This is a genomic window from Agrobacterium vitis, from assembly GCF_013426735.1.
GTDB lineage: Bacteria > Pseudomonadota > Alphaproteobacteria > Rhizobiales > Rhizobiaceae > Allorhizobium > Allorhizobium vitis_D.
Genome location: NZ_AP023273.1, coordinates 600,039 through 621,738, shown reverse-complemented (window position 1 = coordinate 621,738; position 21,700 = coordinate 600,039). Strand labels below are relative to the sequence as shown.

Genomic DNA, 21,700 nt, shown 5'->3' with positions numbered 1-21,700 from the left:
CTTCCGTTTTCCATGTTTGATCAGGCTGCCTTGCTGTTCTGCACGCCAGAAGATGCCGCATTGAGACCACGTTGGATATCGGCGATGATGTCATCGATATGCTCAATGCCGATGGAAAGGCGCACATAGCCCGGCGAAACGCCACTTGCGGCCTGTTCTTCGGCGGTCAGCTGGGAGTGGGTGGTCGAGGCCGGATGAATGGCGAGGCTGCGGGCATCACCAATATTGGCAACGTGATAGAGCAATTCGAGCCCGTCGATGAACTGGCGTCCAGCGTCCAGCCCGTCTTTCAGCTCAAAGCCGACAAGACCGCCGTAACCACCCTTGAGATACTTATCGGCCCGCTCACGCCATACGCCGCTCTGCTGGGATGGATAGATCACCTTGGCAATTTCTGGCCGCTTGGCCAGATAGTCTGCAACGGCTGCGGCGTTTTTAACGTGGCGCTCAATGCGAAGCGGCAGGGTTTCAATGCCTTGCAACAGCTGGAAGGCGTTGAAGGGTGAGAGTGCAGCCCCAAGATCACGCAGCAGGGTCACACGCGCCTTGATGATATAGGCAATAGGACCAAGCGGCTTGGTGGCTTCCGTCCAGACGGCGCCGTGGTAGCTTGGGTCTGGTGTGTTCAAGGCTGGCTGGCGCTCTTTGTGGGCTTCCCAGTCGAAATTGCCGCCATCAACGATCAAGCCGCCAATGGACGTGCCGTGGCCGCCAAGATATTTGGTGGAGGAATAAACAACCACAGCAGCGCCATGATCAAAGGGCCGCGCCAGCAAGGGGGCTGCGGTATTGTCCACAATCAGCGGAATGCCGAATTCGCGGCCAATGCTTGCCACTTCGGCAATCGGGAAAACGGTCAGTTTCGGGTTGGGCAGGGTCTCTGCATAATAGGCGCGGGTGCGCTCATCTGTGGCGCGGCGGAAGTTTTCCGGGTCTGTCGGATCAACAAAACGAACCTCAATGCCCTGATCTTTCAGCGTGTTGGCAAACAGGTTCCATGTGCCGCCATAGAGATCGGTGGAGCTGACGATATTGTCGCCGACTTTGGCAAGGTTCTGGATCGCAAAGGCAGACGCCGCCTGACCGGAGGCAAGCGCCAATGCCGCAACGCCGCCTTCGATTGCTGCAATGCGCTGCTCAAGCACATCCACCGTTGGGTTGCCGATGCGGCTATAGATATTACCCAGCTCTTTCAGGGCAAACAGATTGGCCGCATGCTCCGTATCTCGGAACTGAAAAGACGTGGTCTGATAGATCGGAACGGCGACAGCCCCCGTCGTCGGGTCGGCGCGCCAGCCGGCATGAAGGGCCAGCGTTTCTGGATGCAATGGTTTGCTGCTCATCTGTAACTCCCGTCCTGTGTTGAATTTCCGCCAGTCACCGCCCTGGATTTTTGCTATGCCTTTGGCCTCTGTGACGGTTGCATGATGGAATAATCCATCGATTAAGTAGAGAAATATTCTTCCCTTCTTTCGACACCGCTTAGAAATTGCGCCTGAGGGAAGAGCCGGTCGTCTGCTGCCTCTTAACGTCTGAGCGAAAAGCTGGCTGGGATGATCGCTGCGCCATTTCGGTGCTGATTGGGTCTGTTTTTCCCACTTGGTTTATCAAGACGCAAAATCCTTTCTCGGCCAAACAGCAAATAATCTTACTCTATAGAAAAACTAGACAACCGGAGAAGACGACATGTCGGACGACGAATTCAACACTGAAATTGGACGGCGTCAGCTCATCAAGCTCGCGGCCTTTGCTGGCGCAGCAGTTGCGGGGGCAAGCCTGCTTGGTGTCAATGCTGCCCATGCAGCAGATGAAGCTCTCAGCCTGAAGGGCAAACGGATCGGCATCAGCACGGCAGGGACCGACCATTTCTTTGACCTCCAGGCCTATAATGCCCAGATTGCCGAAGTGAAGCGTCTGGGCGGCGAACCTCTTGCCGTCGATGCGGGCCGTAGCGATGGCAAGCTGGTGGCTCAACTCCAAACCCTGATCGCGCAAAAGCCGGATGCCATCGTGCAATTGCTCGGCACCTTGACGGTTATCGACCCCTGGCTGAAACGGGCGCGCGACGCTGGCATTCCGGTTCTGACCATTGATGTCGGCTCCAGCCATTCGCTGAACAATTCGACCTCCGACAATTGGGGTATCGGCAAGGATCTGGCCCTGCAACTGGTCTCTGACATTGGCGGTGAAGGCAATGTCGTGGTTTTCAATGGCTTTTATGGCGTGACGCCCTGCGCCATCCGCTATGACCAGCTTGTTAACGTCATCAAGTATTTCCCGAAGGTCAAGATTATCCAGCCGGAACTGCGCGACGTCATCCCCAATACCGTGCAGGAGGCATTCGCCCAGGTCACCGCCATTCTCAACAAATATCCGGAAAAAGGCTCGATCAAAGCCATCTGGTCCGCCTGGGATATTCCGCAATTGGGGGCAACCCAGGCGCTGGCGGCAGCCGGGCGCACGGAAATCAAGACCTACGGCGTCGATGGCAGCCCTGAAGTGTTGCAACTGGTGGCGGACCCGGCCTCGCCTGCCGCTGCAGATGTTGCCCAACAGCCCGCCGAACTCGGTCGCCAGGCCATTCAGAATGTGGCGCTGCTGCTGTCCGGCAAGACCTTGCCGCGTGAGAGCTATGTGCCAGCCCTGCTGGCCAACAAGCAGACTGTCAACGAGGTCACCAAGAAGCTCGGGATCGGCTGATCGCCAAGGCAGGGTGTTGGAACGCCACAGCTTATGCCGGGGGCGACAAGCGGCTTTGCGAAGGACATTTTTATGCGTGAGAGACAGCCTGCGGAGGGCGATGCAATCCGCTTTCATGGCATTTCCAAACGGTTTGGCGGAGCAACAGCGCTGGCCGAGGTATCGTTTGGCATTCGCGCTGGAACGATCCATGGGCTTGTCGGCCAGAATGGTGCGGGAAAATCGACCCTGATCAAGATTCTCGCCGGTCTTCACCGGCAGGATGACGGAACGATCAAGATCGACGGGGTCGCAATACAGGATCTGACACCGCCGCTGGTCGAAAAGCTTGGCATCCATTTCATTCATCAGGATCGCCTTCTGGTCCCGTCCTTCACGGTTGGCGAGGCCTTGTTTCTGGGGCGCGAACCGAAGATTGCCGGCACGCCATTTCTGGACCGGCGCGCGATGAAACGCCAGGCGCAGGCGATTTTGCAGGACTATTTCGGCCTGAGCCTGCCGACCAATGCATTGATCGGCGAGTTGACCACCGCGCAAAAGCAGATCGTGCAGATCACACGCGCGCTGCTGGCCAAGCCCAAGGTGCTGGTGTTCGACGAGCCGACGGCGGCGCTGGTGCGGCGCGAGGCCGACATGCTGTTTTCCCTGATCCGGCGGTTGCGTGATGAGGGGGTGACGATCGTTTATATCTCGCATTACCTGGCCGAAATCGAAGCGCTTTGCGACGACGTGACCGTGCTGCGCAATGGTGAGGTCGTTGCCAGCCGCTCGCTTGCCGGTCTTTCGGCAAAACAGATTGCAACCCTGATGGTGGAGCGCGATATTGCCGAGATGTTTCCAAAACCGGTCGTCGCCAAGGGCGAGCGCCTGCTGGACGTTCGTGGCTTGACAGCCGAAGGCCAGTATGAGGACGTGTCCTTCAGCCTGCACCGGGGCGAAGTGCTCGGTATCACCGGTCTTTTAGGCTCCGGTGCCAAGGAACTGTTGCAGACACTGTTTGGTCTGGAAACAGCAGGCTCGGGTACCATTCAAACGGGCGAGACAGCGGTGTCATTCGACAGCCCACGTCAAGCCGTGTCGCGCAATCTGGCGCTTGTTCCGGAAGACCGGCGCGGCAACGGCGTAGCCCTTGATCTCACGGTGGCGGAAAACATCACGCTTGCCAGTCTCGACCGTTTTTCGAGGGCGGGTTTTCTGAAGACCGGTCTTGAAAAGAATGCAGTGGACAGGCTGATCGGGCAATTGCAGATCAAGACGGCAGGCCGCGATGCGCCGGTACGAACGCTGTCCGGTGGCAATCAACAGAAGGTGGCGATTGCAAAATGGCTGAGCCGTCAATCGGAAATCTATCTTCTGGACGAGCCGACTGTTGGCGTCGATATCGGCGCGAAAGTCGAAATTTACCAGCTGATCGGCGAGCTGGTCGAAAAGGGCGCAGGCGTCATCATCCTGTCGTCCGACCTGCCGGAACTGGTTGGCATAACCGACCTGATTCTGGTGTTTTTCCGGGGCCGGATCACGGCAGAACTGACATCGAGCCAGACGACAGCGGACGCCGTTTTCGCCGCCACAACGGGGTCGGATGCCGCAACGGGCTTGGGGGAAGGATTGCGCCATGTCGGTTGATGTCAATTCCGTTTCGATTGACTTGAGGTCGCCTATACCCACCGGCACACGTCAAAACGGCTCTTCCGAGGCGCGCGACTTTGCCCAGCCCCGCAAGGGTGCTGCGTGGGGGGCTGCCTGGCTGCTGCGGACCGGGTCCATCCTCGGAATCCTTGGCGTCTTCCTGTTCTTTTCGCTGACGGCTCCCTTCTTCTTTAGCCTCGGCAATCTGGGCAATGTTCTTGCGCAGTCGGCCATTCTCGGGGTGCTGGCCTTCGGGCTGACGGTGGTGATCACTGCGGGCGGTTCGAATGTTGTGACGGGCGGGATCGATCTGTCGCTGGCCGCCAATATGGGCCTTAGTGCTGCGGTCTATGCCAGTCTTGTGCAGCTGGGATGGAGCGATGGTGTTGCCGTTTTGGGGGCGCTGGCCACCGGATTGATCATCGGTCTTGTCAATGCCTTGGCTGTGGTCATTGTCGGTATTGTGCCGCTTCTGGCAACGCTTGCGGTGATGAATGTGGTGGCGGGTCTCGAACTGGTGCTGACCCAAAACACTGTCATTCCGGCATCAACCGATTTTCTCTCGGCGCTTTCAGCCACGGGGCCGTTTGGCCTGCCTGTGCTGGCCTATATCCTGCTGGGAGCGGCCTTGCTGGTTGGAGCTGTCGTCCAATATACCGCGCTGGGTTTGAGGCTTTACGCGGTCGGTGAATTTCCGGAAGCCGCAAGGGCGGCGGGCCTCAGGGTTAAAACCCTGACGGCAGGTGCCTTCATCGCCGCCGGTCTGCTGGGCGGTATCGCTGGCATCCTCAATACGTCTTATCTCAGCGGCAGTTCCACCGGTGCTGGCGATATCTTGCTGCCCGTCGTGGTAACCACTCTGCTAGGCTCTGTCTTTTCACGGCGGCTGGTGCCGACCATTCCCGGCACGCTGGTTTCGGCGATTTTTGTCGGTGTGCTGATCAATGGATTTCAACTGCTCAATCTGTCGAGCACATTGGTGGCTGGCGTCCAGGGCGCGCTGATCCTTCTGGTCGTCTCGGCCACCACTTTGCTGCGCAGGAGGTAGGATCATCATGTCAACGGTTAACACCAAAACGCAGACGGCTGGGGCTTTGGCGTCCGGTCACCTGCGGATCGGATATTTGGCGCGTTATGCGCTAATCCTCGCTATCCTCGCGGTGATTGCGATATTTTCAACGGTGGCGCCAAGTTTCCTGACCGGTGCTAACCTGATGAGTGTGCTGGTCAATAATGTCGCCTTGCTCGCCATCGTGTCGATTGCGATGACCTTTGCCGTCGCCTCCGGCGGCATCGATCTTTCGGTTGCAACGGCGGTGGATTTTGCCAGTTTCACCTTCGTCTCGCTGGTGCTGGGTGGTGTGCCCGTCGGCCTCGCGGTGCTGGCGGCAATCTTCGCCGGCGGACTGGTCGGTGCCTTGAATGGCCTGTTGATTTCAGCAATTGGCATCTCGCCGTTTCTGGCAACGCTTGGAACGCTGTTCATCGGCCGCAGCGTGCAGCAATTGCTCACCAATGGCGGCAATCCGGTCTATCTGTCCCAAGCCGCCATTCCGTCAGGCTTTTCGTTCATCGGCCATGGACAATTGCTCGGCATACCCGTGCCGCTGGTCGTCACGTTCCTGCTGATTGTTTTGACTGCCGTGCTATTGTCAATGACCCGCTTCGGGCGGGCTCTGACGGCCATCGGCACCCAAGCCAGCGTGGCGCGCTATTCCGGCCTGTCTGTCGCCTCAGTTGTTGCGAGCGCCTATATTCTGGCCGGGCTGATTGCCGCAATTGCTGGCATTCTTTTGACGGCAACGGTCAATGTCTACATTCCGTCATCCGGCAACGCCTTCCTGTTGAATGCCATTGGCGCGACCTTTATCGGCACCACGCTCCATCCGCTGCGTCGGCCCAATGTGATTGGCACGGTGCTCGGCGTTCTGCTGCTTGGCCTCGTCTCGAACGGGTTGCTGCTATCAGGCTTGAATTTCTACTGGCAACAGGTTGCAACGGGCCTGCTGATTTTCTCTGTGCTGGCCTTGAGTTCTAAGACGGCGCGCCCGTCGTGATCGCAAACACCGTGATCGTAAACACAGTCGCCAGCCAATGGGCGGCGCTTTTGAACCGCGTATGTTGGAAAACCGGATGGGCGCATGACCAGTAAGACGGAATTTCTCTGGTATATCCCCAACGACGTCAAGGCAGGTCATCGCGGTGATATCGCTGGCGAGGATCATAACAGCCTTGATAGCTTGACTGCTCATGCCAAAGCCTTGGAGGCCCATGGCTGGGCGGGCGCCTTGATCGGTACCGGTTGGGGGCGGCCCGATACGTTTACAGTGGCAACGTCACTGGCCGCACGCACGACCCGGTTCGAACCGTTGATCGCTATTCGGCCCGGCTATTGGAAACCGGCCAATTTCGCCTCCGCAGCCGCAACGCTGGATCATTTGAGCAATGGTCGCGTCCGCGTCAATGTGGTTTCGGGCAAGGACGATCTTGCTGCCTATGGCGATAGCGAAGGCGATTCTGCCCATCGCTACGCCCGCACAGCAGAATTCATGCGGCTGGTGCGCCGGCTATGGACCGAAGAGAATGTCAGCTTCGAAGGCACGCATTTCCGTGTTGCGAATTCCACGGTGGAGCCACGGATCAGGCCAAGGAAAGGACGCCCGCATCCCAAGCTCTATTTCGGTGGCGCATCGGAAGCGGCGGAACATGTCGCCGCCGGCCAAGCGGATGTTCAGCTTTTCTGGGGAGAGCCGCTTGACGGGGTTCGGGAACGGATCGACCGATTGAAGGCGCTCAGCCGGACATTGGACCGCGATCTTCCGCCCTTGGAATTCGGTCTCAGGATTACCACCCTCGTTCGTGACACAACGGAGCAAGCGTGGGCCGATGCTGAGGCCAAAGTGGCGGAAATGGCGAAAACCAGCGGCGCTGGCTGGCATGACCACAAGCGGGACGTGGCGATCGGACAAATGCGGCTTCTAGATCTTCATTCCCGAGGCGACGTTCTGGACGAAAACCTTTATACGGCGCCGGGAAAATTCGGCGGCGGCGGGGCTGGAACGACATGGCTCGTCGGCTCCGCACAGGATGTCGCCCGCGCGCTCAGTCGTTATCGCGATCTCGGGATCAGCCACTTCATTCTGTCCGATACCCCCTATCTTGCGGAAATCGAACGGCAGGGAAAGCAATTGCTGCCTTTGTTGCTGTCGCCTCAAGATTAACAGGAAGGGGATGCGGCGAGGGACGGGAGGCCAGCCAGGCATGAAGAAAATTCTACTTTAGTCGTAATCTCCGGTAGACCGATCCTTGAAGGCTGGGTATGGAGGAACACCATTGCTCGTGATCGTTGCGGCTCTTTAATACGGTGTCGCCAAAATAAGGAGCCTCGCCATGCTTGCCGCCACCATGACCAAGACAATCTTCGGTTTTGTTCTCTCGATATCCGCCCTCGTCGCAACCCAAGCCTCGGCGGATGCCACGCTTGACCGCATCAAGGGACGTGGCAAGCTGACTGTCGGTGTTATCCTGTCTGGCGCACCTTTTGGTTATATCGATCCGAAAAGCCAGGAGCAGAAAGGCTTTAACGTCGATATTGCCCAGGCACTGGCTGATGATCTCGGCGTCAAGCTGGAGACGGTGACGGTCACGCCGCCCAACCGCGTGCAGTTTCTCCAGCAGGGCAAAGTTGATATCCTGATCGCCAATATGCAGTATACCGAAGACCGTGCCAAGGTGCTGGATTTTGTGCCGACGCCTTATGATCGCAGCGGTGGTGCTGCCGTGGTGCGCAAGGATAGCGGCCTGAAGGATTGGGCGGACCTGAAGGGCAAACCGGTTTGCGTCTCGCAGGGCTCCAACTATACCCAGCCGCTGATCGAGGAATATGGTGCCATCGTCAAGGCGCTGCCGAGCCAGCCGGAATCGCTGCTGGCGTTGCAAGGCGGCAATTGCGTGGCGGCCGTGCATGTCGGCGCAACTGTAGGGCTGTTGTTGCAGGATCGCCCGGAGGAATGGAAGGATTATGCTATTCCGTTCCCAACCGAACTGGTTCCTTCGGACTCGGTCATCTGGCTGCGCAAGGGCGAGAAGGATACCCAGGCCGCCCTCGACAACGCCGTTAAAAAACTGCATGTTTCCGGCAAACTGCTCGATTTCGCCAAGTCCAGCCGCCTGCTGAATACCGACTATCTCGAGCAGGAACACAAGGCACTCGCTGCGACCAAGTAAGACGAAGGCCGGAAGATGTGTACCACATCTTTGCTTTCAACAGATTTCGAATATCTCAAATCCATCAACGGCTTGGGATATTCGAACACCAAATACGGCGCGTCATTTTCCAAGACTTATGGTACAAGACTCGTTGTATCAGCGGCGCAACGGTAGAGACACATGCAGGATATCAATCTCACCGATCTGTTCGTCCGTCTGACGGGCAGTATCGGGCTTAATTTTGAGTTCCTGGCAACGGGATATGAGGCGCAGATCTGGCGGGAGGGTTTTTTGACCACGCTTTATCTGGTGGCTTTGCTCATTCCCGTCAGTTTGCTGTTTGGTCTATTGTTTGCCGCCTGCCTGACATCGGGAAGGTCATGGCTTTCCGCGCCGGTGCGGGCATTTGTGGAGGTGACCCGCAATACGCCGACGCTGGTGCAGTTGATGTTCAGCTTTCTGGTGTTGAACACGGTTGTGTCCAATCTTGTCGGCGGCGCGCAGAACAATCCGCTGACGCCGTTTTTCTGGGTGGTTGCGGTGGTGGGCCTGCATGTGGCGGCCTTGCATTGCGAAGCGATCCGCGCCGGGATTGAAGCTGTACCGGCCTCGACCATCGAGGCGGCTCGCGGCATTGGCTTCAGCCAGTTCCAGATTCTGCGCTATGTCGAGGTGCCGCTCGCCTTTCGGGCTTCGCTACCGGCCATTGTCAATAACCTGATCAATCTCGTCAAGCTGACGACGGTCGGCAATGCGATTGCCGTCAGCGAAATCACCTATGCGTCGATCATGGTCTGGACGCAGCGTGACAATGTCATAGAACTGATGATCGTTATCCTGGCCTTCTTCAGCCTCATCAATCTGGTCGTCGCCCGCGTCGGCCTTTGGGTCGAGCGCAAGCTCGCCATTCCGGGATATGGGCTATGATGTCGCCAATGCTTCACAACCATGCGGGCCGCAGCCCCGCGCTGCGCAATATAGCTCTTGTCGCCTTGCCGCTAGCAATCCTTATCTGGGCATTGGCCGATCTGTCGCTTGGCCGTGAACTGGTGCAATGGCTTCCTTATCTCGGCTCCGGCTTTGCGATGAACATCGTCATCAGCCTGTCGGCGATGACGCTGGGAAGCGTGCTGGGCATCCTGCTCGGCATGCTGCAAATGGTGCCATTCCGGCTGGTCCGCTACCCGGCTGCGGTCTATGTGCAGGTGTTTCGCAATGCGCCGCATCTGGTGCTGATCTTTGCGACAACCTATATCTTTCCTTTCGAGATCATCGTCTTTGGCAATTATCTATCCTTTCCCGATTGGGTGAAAGCCATGGTCGGTCTCGCCATCCCGGCAAGCGCCTATATCGCCGAAATCACCCGTGGTGCCATCCTGTCCATTCCGACCGCGCAATGGGAGGCGGCACAAGGCCTGGGCTTTTCGCGCTGGCAGGCGCTGCGCTGGATCATCCTGCCGCAATGCCTGCGCCGGTCGCTGCCGCCATGGATGAATGTGCTTGCCTCGATCACCATGGGGACGTCGCTGGCCTCGCTGGTCGGCGTTCATGAACTTCTCCATGCCGCCACCGATGCCAGCACATCCGTACGCCGGCTTGATTTTACCGTCATTGCCTATGTCGTGGTGATGGCCGCCTTCTTCGCGCTTTGCTACCCGATCGCCGGCCTGACCCGCCGCCTGGAGCGCCGTTTCAAGGCGGCCTGAGGATTTGAGAGAATGATTGCAAATACCGACAATGCCATCGTCCGCTTGGAAGACGTGCACCTGTCCTTCGGCCAGACGCAGGTGCTGAAGGGCATCGACCTGACGGTCAACAAGGGCGATGCCGTGTCGATCATCGGTCCGTCCGGCTCGGGCAAATCCACCATCCTGCGCTGCATCAACGCGCTGGTGACGGCCCAAAGCGGTCGCATCACCGTGGCGGGGACCCGCGTGGACCAGTTGACCAAGGAAAGCGAACGTATCGCGCTGCGCAAACGGGTCGGCATCGTCTTCCAGCAATATAATCTCTTTCCACACCTGACGGTGCTCGACAATATCATGCTTGCACCGACCCGCATCTTGGGGACTGCAAGACGCGAAGCGGAAAAGGTTGCGCGCGAATTGCTGGACAAGGTGCGGCTTGGCGAAAAGGCTGATGCTTATCCGGGCCAGCTCTCCGGTGGGCAGCAGCAGCGCGTGGCGATTGCCCGGGCGCTGGCGATGAAACCCGATCTCGTGCTGTTCGACGAGGTTACGTCGGCCCTCGATCCTGAAACCGTCGGCGAGGTCTTGTGGGTGATCCGTGACCTGATCCGCGATGGCATGACCAGCATTCTCGTCACCCATGAAATGCGCTTTGCCGAAGAGATCAGCGACATCGTGGTATTCACAGAGAATGGCCGCATCGTCGGACAAGGCTCGCCGGAAGAGATCTTCCATAAGAGCGATAATCCGCGCATCCGCCAGTTCGTCGGTGGGTTGTCGGGCCGGGGTACGGTGCGCGAAGGCGAAGGCATATAGGAGCTGCCATGACGACGACCACAGCCGCGCCACTGACCAGCGCTTTCGCGCGGGCAATTGTGCAATCTGAACCCGCCCGCGACAATGCGGCCATGGCAGCGGCCCGCACCGCGATCATTGATTTTCTGGCCTGTGCGATTGCTGGCGCAGGGGAGCGGACAACGGCTATCGTCTCGACCGCACTCGGCGGGAAAATCGGCGGCGATGCCATCCTGATCGGCAGCGCGCGCCGCGTCGATCCGCTGGTTGCGGCTGTCGTCAACGCCTATGCGGGTCATGTGCTTGACTATGACGATGTGCATTCCAGCGTGCGCGGCCATCCGACGACCGTGATCGTTCCGGCATTGCTTGCCCTGGCTGAGGAGCGCGATTTTACCGCCGACGCAATGGTCGCATCCTATGTTGTCGGGCTGGAGGCCATGGCGCGGCTGGGCTTGTCGCTCGGTGCCCGGCATTACGAAAACGGCTTCCACGCTACGGCGACCCTCGGCACGGTGGGTGCGGCGGCGGCGATCTGCCATGTGACGCAGGCATCGCCGGAAGAAACAGCGGTGGCGCTTGGCCTTGCCGCAACGCAATCCTCCGGGCTCAGATTGCAGTTCGGTTTCGACGCCAAGCCCTATCATGCCGGCATGGCGGCGCGCTCCGGCCTGCTGGCGGCGCGGCTGGCCTCGGCGGGTTTCGGGGGGGCGCCTGATTTTCTAGACAATCCGGTTGGCTTTCATTCTGCCTATGCCTTCGGGGCAGGGCATCCGGAAACCGTGGTTGAGAACTGGGGTGCGCCCTGGCAGATCGTTTCGCCGGGCCTGACGCTGAAAGCCTATCCTTGCTGCACGGCCAGCCATCCGGTCGCATCCCTCGGCATAGACCTGCATCGCGAGGGCCTTGCCGCTGACGCCATCGATAGGATCACCTTCACCTATCCGCCCGGTGCCGATGCCGCACTCGTCGTTACCAAGCCGACGAATGGGATTGAGGCGCGCTTCAGCCCAGAATATGTTTTTGCCGCCTGCCTGATTGATGGAGCCCTGCGGCTCGACCATTTCGATGAGCGACCTGTGGAGCCAAGGCTGATGGCCCTCGCTGCCCGCGCCGGTCGTCTGCATCAGGAGAGTGCTCCCCGGATGTCGAGTGATCCGACGACGCGATTTGTGATCCTCGATATCGTGCTGAAAGATGGCGGTACCATCCAGCGCCGGTTCGACGGCCTGCCGGGGCTTGCCGATCCAGCCGACAAATTCCGCGAGGCGACTGGGGCGGATGCCTCCTTTGCCGAAATCCCTTCGCTCGTCCGGGATATGAGCAGCAGTGCCGATCTGCGCCGCCTGCTTGCCCTTCTCAACCAGGACGTCTCCAATAACCGTAAATGACGCCAGCCCCACACGTGATGAAAGACTGTGCCATGACCCGCAAGAGAGAAATTCACCTCGGCCTGTTCCTGCAAGGGGCTGGCCACCATGTCTCCGGCTGGCGGCATCCGAATGCGGAAGCCGGCAGCGAAAATTTTGACCTGCTGCGCCGCGTCTCGCAGCTCGCCGAACAGGCAAAATTCGACATGGTGTTCCTGGCTGACGGGCTGACGAGTGGCGTCGATGCGCATCCCTCGACCATCGCCCGGTTCGAACCGCTGACCCTTTTGGCGGCACTTGCCATGGTGACCGAAAAGATCGGTCTTGCCGCAACCGCTTCGACCACCTATGGCGAGCCCTACCATGTTGCCCGCGCCTTTTCCTCCATTGACCACCTGAGCCAGGGGCGGGCCGCTTGGAATATCGTCACCACATCCTATGCCCGGACCGCCAATAATTTTTCCAAATCCCATCCCGGCCATGACGAACGCTACGCCGTCGCCGAAGAATTCGTCGATGTGGTGCGCGGCCTTTGGGACAGCTGGGATGATGATGCCTTCATCAAGGACAAGCAGAACGGCATTTATGCCGATCCCAACAAGGTGCATCTCCTCGACCACACGGGCAAATATTTCTCGGTCAAGGGTCCACTCAATATTCCCCGGTCGCCGCAGGGCCATCCGATTCTGATTCAGGCTGGCTCATCCGGTCCGGGACAGGATCTCGCGGCCCGGACCGCTGATGTGGTGTTCACGGCCCAGCAAAGCCTCGATGAAGCGCAGGCTTTCTACAAAAGCCTCAAGGATCGTGTCACCGGGTTTGGCAGGCATCCCGACGATGTTGCTGTCATGCCGGGCTTCCTGCCGGTCATCGGTCGCACGGCAAGGGAGGCTGCCGACAAGCTGGCCGAACTCGACCAATGGACAGAACTGAAAAGCGCCATGCCGCTGCTTGAGGAGCGGATCGGCCATAGCCTTGCCGATTACGATCCTGACGGTCCGCTGCCGGACCTGCCGATTTCCGACCAGCTGCGCAGCCGCGCCGAACTGCTGACCGCGTTGGCCCGGCGGGAGAATCTGACCATAAGGCAACTGGCCCTGCGGGTTGCTGCCGGGCGGGGACATCATATCGTGCTCGGCACGCCCGAAGATATCGCCGACCGTATGCAGCAATGGTTTGAAACACGCGCCGCCGACGGCTTCAACATCATGCCGCCTTTCTTCCCGGAGGGTCTGGAGGATTTCACCCGTCTGGTCGTGCCGATCCTTCAGGAACGCGGCCTTTTCCGCACAGACTATAGCGGCGTGACCTTGCGTGATCATCTGGGCGTATCCCGACCAAATCTGTTGTCGTGATGGAGAAAGGTTATACCAAGGCATTTTCGCCTTGAAGGCGTTTCGAATATCTCAAATGCATCAAAGGCTTGAGATATTTGGAAGTGTCATACGAAGGGTCATTTTCAATGACCTTCGTATGACTCGCTATCAGGCGATTTTCAGGACGGATTGTTTTACAGCAGGCTTTGTCGGTGTTGCTTCCTGGCGCTGCCAGCGATCAAACGCTGCATGGCCAAGGATCGACAGGGACGTATCTTCCTGTGGAGCATGAACAAGTACAGCCTGAATGTCACGGAACTGGCGCTCCAGCCCGATATCGGCATTAAGGCCGGGATTGCCGATGCCACGCACGGCAATTTCCACGGCGCTTCGCACCTGGCGGCCAGCGATAAGTCTGGCACGCATCAGGCGTTCCGCATCGTCTTGGCCGGACAGAAGCGCATCGAAGATAATCTGGCGGGCGCCGCCGACCAGCAGGTCGATTTCGCCTGATAGCGTTATGAACCGCTCGGTACGGGCGATGGGATGGCCCAGATTGCTCGGAACACGCGCATGGACGAAGTGATTGAAGGCGGCTTGTGCCGCTTCGGCAACCCCAAGATAGATCGCTGTCAGCGCAAGTGTAATCGCCGCGTGGCCGCGATTATCCTGCTGGGCGGTTTCTGTACCAGTCAGATCCAGAACATTTTCGAGAGGGATTTCGACATCGCTATAGTCAACATCATGCGAGCCTGTCGCCCGCATGCCGAGGCTGTTCCAGTTTTCGATGACGCTTATGCCGGGCAGTCCATTCGGCACAATAAAGGTTCCGACGCGGGTTGGCGTTTCGTCCGTATGCGCCCAGACCAGGAAATGCGTGAGGCCATGCGCACCCGTTACGAAACGCTTACGACCAGTGATCGACCAGCCTGTCGAGGTGCGGCGGGCACGTGTTGCCGGCAGGCCGCCACGGGCTGGCGATCCAAGCTCCGGCTCGACCCGGGCAGCGTTGAGCAGCAAGGGGCGCTGTTTTGCCTCGGCAAGGAGCCGTTGATAGAGATCTTCAGGCCAATGGTTTCTTGAGGCTTGGCCGAGGTGATTGAAGATCGTCATGGCGCTGATCAGAGCAACCGATGGATCGCCACGGCCAAGAGCCGCCAGAATATGTGCGGCATCGTAGAGCGTCCCACCCTGGCCGCCATATCGCGTCGCAACGGTGCTTTCGAGAAGTCCACTTTCGTGAACAGCACGAATGCCTGCCCAGGGAAACTGTCCGCTGCGGTCGGCATCCGGCGCTGCCTCTGCAACGATCCGTACGGTTGCGTCGAGCAGGGTTTGATCATGGGCCATGGTTTTGAAGCCTTTTGAATGTCTGTCCATAAAGCCGCCGGGTGACGCTCATCATGCGGCGGCCTTCTTCTTTGCTTCTTCGCGTTCACGGATGCCGTCGCGGACCAGCGGTAGGACGTAGCGCCCATAATCCACGGCATCATTGTAGTTGTCATACCCACGGATCGAGATCAGATCGGCGCCAAGGTCGATATAGTCAAGTATGGAATCGGCGATGGTGCGAGGCGAACCGACCAAAGCGGTGGTTGCGCCGCTGGCGTTGGTGGCCGTCACTGTCGGATACCAGAGAGCCCGGTCGTGAACATCGCCACGTTTGGCAATATCCAGAAGACGTTGTGAGCCGACATTGGCTGGAGGCGGTGCGGACAAGGGTGTCCTGCTGAAGCCTTTTTCGCGGTTTTCGTTCAGTGTGTCGAGAATGCGGTGCGCTTTCTGCCAGGCCAGTTCGTCCGTTTCGGCAATGATCGGACGGAATGTGACCCAGATTCGCGGGCGGTCCTTGCGTCCGGCCCTGGCGGCCTCCGCATAGATGCGGTCGATCTGTTGTTTGGTTTCTGCCAAAGGCTCGCCCCAAAGGCCAAAAATATCGCATAACGAGCCGCCGATCCGATAGGCAGCATCCGACGAGCCACCGAGCGAGATCGGGATCAGGCCGTTGGTCGGGCGCACGGCACTGCGGAACTGTTTGAACTGGTAGTATTTCCCATCGAAATCGAAGGGTTCTGTCGAGGTCCAGGCCAGACGCAGAATGCGGATATATTCTTCCTGGCGCTCATAGCGTTGCTCCTTGGTCAGAAAATCACCCTCGCGGGCCTGCTCCTCATCACTGCCGCCGGCGATGAAATGGACCACAACACGGCCGCCGCTCAACTGGTCCAGTGTTGCCAGCGATTTCGCCGCAACGGTCGGGTAGACGGTGTTCGGACGAAGGGCGACAATGATCTTGATTTTCTTCGTGTGGGCCAGAATGGTCGCGCCCAGCGTGAAAGGATCGAAGGAAGCGGAAGAATACGGGATCAAAGTGTAGTTGAAACCGTAATCGTCCAGCGCACGCGCGTAGCGTTGCAGGAAATCGGGGTCCACCGGCGCATCGGGGATGGGGCGAAGATCATTCGATCCGTTGGCGAAACTTGCGCTAATGAATTCGGCAGCCATTCTGTGCATACTCCATTTGGTTTTGAGTCTTTGGCGAAAGTGATGCTGAGGTCCTGTCCTGGCCAACTGCGATCACGCGAGTTCGTCCTGTTTGAAAACAGCGCGGGCACCCGAGCGCGTCGCGTGGGTGCTACCTGAGGGGATCGAAGCCAGCAGCGAACGGGTATAGGACTGGCGAGGTGTGTCGAAGACGGCTTTGACGGTGCCGTGCTCAACGATGCGTCCGCGATGCATGACCGAGACGGTATGGGCCAGCTGGCGCACCAGGGCGAGATCGTGGGAAACGAACACATAGGTCAGACCCAGATTGGCCTGTAGCGTCAACAGCACGTCAACAATATCGGCCTGGACACTGACGTCGAGCGCTGAAGTCGGCTCATCCAGCACGATAACATCAGGCTTTAAAACCAGCGATCGGGCAATGGCGACGCGCTGACGCTGGCCACCGGACAGTGCGCCCGGCTTGCGGCCAAGCAGATGCTCGCCAAGCCCGACATTGGACAAGGCTTCGCGCACCCGCTCGCTTCGCTCCCGCGCAGTGCCAATCTTGAACCGGTCCAGCGGCTCGCGTACCAGATTCTCGATTTTCCAGGTGGGATCGAGGGAGGTGAACGGGTTCTGGTAGACGAGTTGAAGATGGCGCCAAACGGCTCGTCTGGACTGGGGATTACGGCTTGAAAACTGCTCACCGGCGACCGAGATATGGCCGCTATCGGGTTCCTCAAGGCCCAGAAGCAGCCGGATCGTCGTTGTCTTGCCAGAGCCGGATTCACCAACCAGCGCGTGTGTAGTGCCTGATGGTACGGAGAATGTTACATTATCGACAGCTGTCAGGGATTTGCCATCGACCGTGAAGGTCTTTGTCACACCTTTGACCTCGATCTTGGCATCAACGCCTGCAGCATTCTCGATGTTACGAAACCCGCTATCACGCAGCTTGGCATAGCGGTCAGGATTGAGGGCGGGAACATCGGCATGCAGCTTTCTGGCATAGGCCGAAGCCGGTGCGGCAAAGACAGTCTGGGTATTGCCCGCCTCCTGCACAACGCCATCCTTCAGCACGACCAGTTGATCTGCCCGCTCCGAAGCGATTGCCAGATCATGGGTAATCAGCAGAAGGCTGATATCCAGATCCTGCTGAAGCCGCGTCAAAAGGTCGAGGATGCGCTTCTGGATTGTTACATCCAGTGCGGAGGTCGGCTCGTCCGCCACCAGAAGGGCCGGGCGCGGCAGTACGGCAAGGCCGATCAGAACGCGTTGAAGCATGCCGCCTGACAGTTGATGCGGATAGGAATCGTAGACGCGACCCGGCTTGTCGAGGCCGACCTCCGCGAATGTTTCCAGGATCAGCGCCTTGCGGATGGCTTTGTCCTGTTCGCCAAGAAGGGCCGCCGCTTCCATGGCTTGCGCGCCGATGGTGCGCACGGGGTTGAGCGCGTTGCCGGGATCTTGCGGAACAAAGCCGATAGCGCGCCCCCGCAGAGGCCGGAACTGACGCTCGGCAAGGCTTAAGATGTTCTGGTCTTTAAACTCGATTTTTCCCGTCGCATGTCCGCCTTGGGGTAATAGCCTCAGAATGGCCCGCGCGATGGTTGATTTGCCCGAGCCGGATTCTCCAATCAACGCAAGGCTCTTGCCGCGATCCAGCTCGAACCCGACAGCCGTCACGACTTGGCGAGCCCCGTAGGATACCGACAGGTCTTCCACCCTTAGCAGCGGAGCGGATGGCTGTCGCAATTGAGGAAAAGCTCCAAGGCCGGGGAGGGTGGTGTTCAGTCTGTCTTGCGGAGCCATCGGCTGATCCTGTTGACGGAGAGGACGGTTGCGATCACGGCGAACGCAGGTGCATAAACCAGCCACGGCCATTTGAGATAATCCTTGCCGATTGAAATCAGCAGACCCCAGTCCGAGGCGGGTGGCGGATCGCCATAGCCGAGGAAGGCAAGACCGGCGATCACCAGAATGGAAAGACCAAATTGCAGGACGGCAAGCGTCAGAAGCGACCGTGAAGCATTTGGAAACACGTGGCGCAGAAGGATATACCAGCGTGACCCACCCAGCAGAAACGACGCCTCGACGAAGGTCGCTTGCCGGGTTTTAATCACCTCTGCCCGCATCACCCGGGCAAAGACCGCCACGGCGGAGACGCCGGTCGCGATGGCGGCATTGGTGGTGGTGAAGCCGAGTGCGGTGACGACGATAATCGCCAGCAGGAAGCTGGGGATCGCCAGCAGCATATCGACCAGGCGCGCCAGCACGATATCGACCCAGCCACCGAGAAAGCCGGCCAGAAGGCCAATGAGGCCACCGACGACAACGCCAATGACAACCGCGATCAGCGCACTGGTCACCGAAGACGCCGTGCCATAGACGACGCGCGTGTAAAGGTCGCGCCCGAGCTGGTCTGTGCCGAACCAATGCTGGGCGCTGGGTGCCAGCAGTTTTTGAGCGGGAACGCCGATGACGGGGCTATGGCTTGTGAACAAGCCGGGGGCGAGCGCCCATGCGATCACCAGGGCAATGATGGCAAACGAGATGAACACCGTTGGCGGCATGTGGACTGCCGACCATTTTTTGGCTGCCTGCATACCACCATTCGAGGAGGAAAAAGCGATCGTCATATCGTCACCGCACGGGAGGTTTCAGTAGAGCTTGTGTCCTCAGCGGGCGTGCGAGACGGTTGGACGCCAAGCAGTTTCACACGCGGGTCAAGCAGGGGATAGACAAGGTCTGCGATCAGGTTGACGAGCACGAAGGCAACCGCCGCCAGCGATACGACCGCCTGAAGAACAGGCAGGTCCTGGGTTGTGACCGAGCGCTGCACCAGACTGCCGATGCCCGTTCGCCCGAAGACCGTTTCGGTTATCAACGAACCACCCAGCAATTCCCCGACGGTCAGGGCGATCACTGTCACTACCGGCAATGATGAGGGCTTCACCAGGTGTTTGAAAAACAGCTGCGCTTGGGAAAGACCTCGACCCCGCGCCACAGTGGCATAGTCCTGGCTCGCCTCATGATCGAGGTTGGCAATCAGGACTTCTGCGATCTGGGCCGAGACGGGAATGGCGAGTGCAATTGACGCAAACAGGGTTGCCCAGACACTATCCGGTTCAATGACCCGGAAAATGCCCAGCTGGAAGCCGAAAATATGGATCAGGGCCAGCCCGATGACGAAATTGGGGACCGATAGAAACAGGGAGGGAAAGCCCCGCAGCAGGCCCTGTCCGAACCGTTTTGGCAGGAACTGCGTGCCGTAGGCAATCAGCAGCGCCAGGACAAGCGCGAAGGCAAGGGCCGTCGATGCAAGGATCAGCGTTGAGGGCAGCACTTCGGCAATCAGCGCCGTCACCGGGCGGCTGGAGCGCATCGACAGGCCGAAATCGCCGGTGACGAAGTGAGAGAGTGAGGTCCACAACTGGACGGAAATCGGCTTGTCCAATCCCTGGGCGGCGATGATTTCGGCGATCTCCGCCTCGGTGAAGCCGTTTTGCGGATCACGCAGGACGGAGGTGATCGGATCACCCGGCAGAATGCTGACCACCACGAATGTAAAGACATAGGCCAGCAAAATGACCACAAAAGCCTGGGTCAGCCGTTTTGCAGCGTATGTCAAGTAGGCGTTGCGCATACTGAGACCTCCTCACATTGCAGGTTATTGGCTGATTTTTGCAGTGTAGTAGCTGGCATAGGCAATGCCGTTATAGACCTCACCCGAAAGCTTCGGGGACTGGACATAAATGCGCTGAACGATCTGGGTGCGAGGGATGAAATACCCTTGCTCGATGACGTATTTCTGTAGCTCGTTTAGCAGCGGGTCACGCACCTCTAACGAAGGGGCGCCGGCAATTTTATCGCGCAGCTCATTGATTTTCTGGTCGCTCTGGTCCAGCGCGAACCAGTTCTCGCCATTATTGGCATCGGTCAGAATGCTGGCCACGGTGCCGGCATCGATAAAGCTGCGGGTAACTTCATAGGCCGGGACCGCAGGGCCTGCGAATTTGACCTTTTCGGTGAAGGTCACCACGTCATACGCGCGGATATTGACCTTCCAACCGATCTTGCCGAGCTGTTGGGCGATCAGTTCATCCACCGCCTTCGACGTGGCAAGATAGGGGTTGGAGTAAAGCGTCAGCAGAAGCGGCTTTCCATCCTTGGCGCGGATGCCGTCGGCGCCTTTCGTCCAGCCTGCGTCATTCAGCAGCTTTTCCGCCCTGGCGGAGTCGTAGGCCAAAAGCGTGCTCTGGTCGGTTGCGCCCGGCACATTGCTCTGGATGAACGAGGTCGCCAGCTTCCAATCCGATGTATAGACGGTGTCGATGATTTCCTGGCGATCGATGCCAGACTGAAGGGCTTGGCGCACCCTGACATCGTTATAGGGCTCGAGCTTGGTATTCACCGCCCAGCCATTGACGAACCCGAGATAGCGTGGCGTGGCAACGGTGAAGCCCTCGTCCTTGAGTGACTTCAACTCCTGGGGCGAGGCATTATAGGCAATATCGGCCTGCCCGGACTGAACCGCCGCAACCCGAAGCGATGGTTCGGCGACCAGCTTGTAGGTGATGCTCTCCAGAAACGCCGGTCCGGTATGGCCAACAGCGGCCGGTCCCCAATTGTAATCCTTGCGCTTCACCAGTTTGACGAAATCGCCTTCCTTCCAGGCTTCAACCACATAGGGGCCGCTGCCAAAGGTCTTGCCAAGGTCTGCCTGCTGGGTCGCCGGTTGGCTGATGGTCTTGGGGGAAATCAGGATCGAGCCGTGATAGCCGAGGGTCGGAATGAAGCCGAGCGTCGGTTTTTTGAAAAAGACTTTCACTGTGGAGGGATCAATCGCCTCTGCATGATCATAGGTCTTGGGAAAAAGACCGATCGGGTTGATACCTTCGCTCTTGCGGCCTGCATACCAGATGTCGAGATTTGCAACGACAGCGGCTGCATCGAGCGGGGTACCATCGGAAAAGGTCACGCCCGTTTTGAGGTGGAGGGTGAACTCGGTGGCACCTTCATTCTGGTCCCAGCGCTCGGCAATCCACGGGCTCACTTTGCCATCGGCATCGACATAGACGAGCTTGTCGGCCACGTGGCCCCAGACATGCCCCTGAAAGCTGGAGATCGCGCTGTTGTTGGGTATCCAGGTATTGCCCAGAGAGTCGATCAGAAATGTAATATCGCCGCCGTCATGCGGCTTGCCCGCGCTATGGGCGGGCTTCAAGCTAGCCGATTCCACAAGCATGGCAGAGAGAATTGCTGAACCGGCAAGCAGCAACCTGCGTCGAGAAAGAGCCAGAGAATCGGAATGTTTGATCATGAAATAGGTCCTGGTCGGGTGGCGTCTTATGTTGGGACTGACGGACAGCCTCATTTGCGGAGGTTATTTTGATTGCGAGCGCAAACAGGTGGCACGCTTTGTCGCTGCGATGGTCACGGTGCATTCCTGCCTTGATTGGTGAGAAGCTGTAACAACAAGCTAAACGAGCATGGAAATCAGGGA

General features: G+C 58.7%; 18 protein-coding genes. 11 read left to right on the top strand and 7 right to left on the bottom strand.

Translation table 11 applies throughout. The features are described from left to right. Positions 1-20 precede the first annotated feature (20 nt). Positions 21-1,343, bottom strand: a complete 1,323-nt coding sequence (locus H1Y61_RS20030; RefSeq protein WP_180574570.1) for an O-acetylhomoserine aminocarboxypropyltransferase/cysteine synthase family protein — start codon at positions 1,341-1,343, stop codon at positions 21-23. A 343-nt stretch (positions 1,344-1,686) separates the two neighbouring features. On the opposite strand from H1Y61_RS20030, the gene H1Y61_RS20025 reads away from it, so the two are divergent. The 11 genes from H1Y61_RS20025 to H1Y61_RS19975 all read left to right on the top strand — a co-directional run bounded on the left by H1Y61_RS20025 (position 1,687) and on the right by H1Y61_RS19975 (position 13,746). Beyond that, on the top strand, positions 1,687-2,700 hold the full coding sequence (locus tag H1Y61_RS20025; protein WP_180574569.1) for a sugar ABC transporter substrate-binding protein: 1,014 nt from the start codon (positions 1,687-1,689) through the stop codon (positions 2,698-2,700). A 72-nt stretch (positions 2,701-2,772) separates the two neighbouring features. Beyond that, a complete protein-coding gene (locus H1Y61_RS20020) occupies positions 2,773-4,326 on the top strand; it encodes a sugar ABC transporter ATP-binding protein (RefSeq protein ID WP_180574568.1) in 1,554 nt (517 codons plus the stop codon). Then, positions 4,316-5,377, top strand: coding sequence for an ABC transporter permease (locus tag H1Y61_RS20015; RefSeq protein ID WP_180574567.1), 1,062 nt, complete (start codon positions 4,316-4,318; stop codon positions 5,375-5,377). Before H1Y61_RS20020 ends, H1Y61_RS20015 begins: the two co-directional genes overlap by 11 nt. Positions 5,378-5,384: 7 nt before the next feature. Beyond that, positions 5,385-6,386 carry an ABC transporter permease gene (locus H1Y61_RS20010; RefSeq protein ID WP_235680909.1) on the top strand — a complete coding sequence of 334 codons (1,002 nt, stop codon included), beginning with the start codon at positions 5,385-5,387 and terminating at the stop codon, positions 6,384-6,386. Between the two features lie 84 nt (positions 6,387-6,470). Beyond that, entirely contained in the window at positions 6,471-7,550 is a 1,080-nt protein-coding gene (locus H1Y61_RS20005; protein WP_180574566.1) for an LLM class flavin-dependent oxidoreductase, read from the top strand. A gap of 169 nt (positions 7,551-7,719) precedes the next feature. Further along, positions 7,720-8,556, top strand: a complete 837-nt coding sequence (locus tag H1Y61_RS20000) for a transporter substrate-binding domain-containing protein (protein WP_156617249.1) — start codon at positions 7,720-7,722, stop codon at positions 8,554-8,556. Between the two features lie 162 nt (positions 8,557-8,718). Beyond that, positions 8,719-9,465 (top strand): amino acid ABC transporter permease, encoded by a 747-nt coding sequence (locus tag H1Y61_RS19995; protein WP_180574565.1) that lies wholly within the window; start codon positions 8,719-8,721, stop codon positions 9,463-9,465. Then, a complete protein-coding gene (locus tag H1Y61_RS19990; protein ID WP_180574564.1) occupies positions 9,462-10,244 on the top strand; it encodes an amino acid ABC transporter permease in 783 nt (260 codons plus the stop codon). The genes H1Y61_RS19995 and H1Y61_RS19990 overlap by 4 nt, the downstream gene beginning before the upstream one ends. 12 nt (positions 10,245-10,256) lie before the next feature. Next, a complete protein-coding gene (locus H1Y61_RS19985; protein WP_180574563.1) occupies positions 10,257-11,042 on the top strand; it encodes an amino acid ABC transporter ATP-binding protein in 786 nt (261 codons plus the stop codon). A gap of 8 nt (positions 11,043-11,050) precedes the next feature. After that, on the top strand, positions 11,051-12,412 hold the full coding sequence (locus tag H1Y61_RS19980; RefSeq protein WP_180574562.1) for an MmgE/PrpD family protein: 1,362 nt from the start codon (positions 11,051-11,053) through the stop codon (positions 12,410-12,412). A gap of 32 nt (positions 12,413-12,444) precedes the next feature. Further along, positions 12,445-13,746 carry an LLM class flavin-dependent oxidoreductase gene (locus H1Y61_RS19975; RefSeq protein ID WP_180574561.1) on the top strand — a complete coding sequence of 434 codons (1,302 nt, stop codon included), beginning with the start codon at positions 12,445-12,447 and terminating at the stop codon, positions 13,744-13,746. A 129-nt stretch (positions 13,747-13,875) separates the two neighbouring features. Here H1Y61_RS19975 and H1Y61_RS19970 read toward each other — a convergent pair whose 3' ends face one another. The 6 genes from H1Y61_RS19970 to H1Y61_RS19945 form a co-directional block, all read right to left on the bottom strand. Next, positions 13,876-15,057 carry an acyl-CoA dehydrogenase family protein gene (locus H1Y61_RS19970; protein ID WP_180574560.1) on the bottom strand — a complete coding sequence of 394 codons (1,182 nt, stop codon included), beginning with the start codon at positions 15,055-15,057 and terminating at the stop codon, positions 13,876-13,878. Between the two features lie 51 nt (positions 15,058-15,108). Beyond that, a complete protein-coding gene (locus H1Y61_RS19965; RefSeq protein ID WP_180574559.1) occupies positions 15,109-16,212 on the bottom strand; it encodes an LLM class flavin-dependent oxidoreductase in 1,104 nt (367 codons plus the stop codon). 72 nt (positions 16,213-16,284) lie between these two features. Beyond that, on the bottom strand, positions 16,285-18,006 hold the full coding sequence (locus H1Y61_RS19960) for an ABC transporter ATP-binding protein (RefSeq protein WP_180574558.1): 1,722 nt from the start codon (positions 18,004-18,006) through the stop codon (positions 16,285-16,287). Continuing rightward, positions 17,985-18,833 (bottom strand): ABC transporter permease, encoded by an 849-nt coding sequence (locus H1Y61_RS19955; RefSeq protein ID WP_180574557.1) that lies wholly within the window; start codon positions 18,831-18,833, stop codon positions 17,985-17,987. The genes H1Y61_RS19960 and H1Y61_RS19955 overlap by 22 nt, the downstream gene beginning before the upstream one ends. Beyond that, a complete protein-coding gene (locus tag H1Y61_RS19950; protein ID WP_180574556.1) occupies positions 18,830-19,840 on the bottom strand; it encodes an ABC transporter permease in 1,011 nt (336 codons plus the stop codon). The genes H1Y61_RS19955 and H1Y61_RS19950 overlap by 4 nt, the downstream gene beginning before the upstream one ends. A gap of 24 nt (positions 19,841-19,864) precedes the next feature. Beyond that, the gene (locus H1Y61_RS19945; RefSeq protein ID WP_180574555.1) at positions 19,865-21,517 is read right to left on the bottom strand and encodes an ABC transporter substrate-binding protein; all 1,653 of its coding nucleotides are present in this window, start codon (positions 21,515-21,517) and stop codon (positions 19,865-19,867) included. Positions 21,518-21,700 lie beyond the last annotated feature (183 nt).

What these genes read in the sequence shown, in the direction of transcription:
- H1Y61_RS20010 (WP_235680909.1), top strand. Translation starts at nt 5,385, where the DNA reads ATGTCAACGGTTAACACCAAAACGCAGACGGCTGGGGCTTTGGCGTCC.
- H1Y61_RS20015 (WP_180574567.1), top strand. Translation starts at nt 4,316, where the DNA reads ATGTCGGTTGATGTCAATTCCGTTTCGATTGACTTGAGGTCGCCTATA.
- H1Y61_RS19975 (WP_180574561.1), top strand. Translation starts at nt 12,445, where the DNA reads ATGACCCGCAAGAGAGAAATTCACCTCGGCCTGTTCCTGCAAGGGGCT.
- H1Y61_RS19960 (WP_180574558.1), bottom strand. Translation starts at nt 18,006, where the DNA reads ATGGCTCCGCAAGACAGACTGAACACCACCCTCCCCGGCCTTGGAGCT.
- H1Y61_RS20020 (WP_180574568.1), top strand. Translation starts at nt 2,773, where the DNA reads ATGCGTGAGAGACAGCCTGCGGAGGGCGATGCAATCCGCTTTCATGGC.
- H1Y61_RS19980 (WP_180574562.1), top strand. Translation starts at nt 11,051, where the DNA reads ATGACGACGACCACAGCCGCGCCACTGACCAGCGCTTTCGCGCGGGCA.
- H1Y61_RS19950 (WP_180574556.1), bottom strand. Translation starts at nt 19,840, where the DNA reads ATGCGCAACGCCTACTTGACATACGCTGCAAAACGGCTGACCCAGGCT.
- H1Y61_RS20025 (WP_180574569.1), top strand. Translation starts at nt 1,687, where the DNA reads ATGTCGGACGACGAATTCAACACTGAAATTGGACGGCGTCAGCTCATC.
- H1Y61_RS19990 (WP_180574564.1), top strand. Translation starts at nt 9,462, where the DNA reads ATGATGTCGCCAATGCTTCACAACCATGCGGGCCGCAGCCCCGCGCTG.
- H1Y61_RS19995 (WP_180574565.1), top strand. Translation starts at nt 8,719, where the DNA reads ATGCAGGATATCAATCTCACCGATCTGTTCGTCCGTCTGACGGGCAGT.
- H1Y61_RS19970 (WP_180574560.1), bottom strand. Translation starts at nt 15,057, where the DNA reads ATGGCCCATGATCAAACCCTGCTCGACGCAACCGTACGGATCGTTGCA.
- H1Y61_RS20000 (WP_156617249.1), top strand. Translation starts at nt 7,720, where the DNA reads ATGCTTGCCGCCACCATGACCAAGACAATCTTCGGTTTTGTTCTCTCG.
- H1Y61_RS19945 (WP_180574555.1), bottom strand. Translation starts at nt 21,517, where the DNA reads ATGATCAAACATTCCGATTCTCTGGCTCTTTCTCGACGCAGGTTGCTG.
- H1Y61_RS20030 (WP_180574570.1), bottom strand. Translation starts at nt 1,343, where the DNA reads ATGAGCAGCAAACCATTGCATCCAGAAACGCTGGCCCTTCATGCCGGC.
- H1Y61_RS19985 (WP_180574563.1), top strand. Translation starts at nt 10,257, where the DNA reads ATGATTGCAAATACCGACAATGCCATCGTCCGCTTGGAAGACGTGCAC.
- H1Y61_RS19965 (WP_180574559.1), bottom strand. Translation starts at nt 16,212, where the DNA reads ATGGCTGCCGAATTCATTAGCGCAAGTTTCGCCAACGGATCGAATGAT.
- H1Y61_RS19955 (WP_180574557.1), bottom strand. Translation starts at nt 18,833, where the DNA reads ATGACGATCGCTTTTTCCTCCTCGAATGGTGGTATGCAGGCAGCCAAA.
- H1Y61_RS20005 (WP_180574566.1), top strand. Translation starts at nt 6,471, where the DNA reads ATGACCAGTAAGACGGAATTTCTCTGGTATATCCCCAACGACGTCAAG.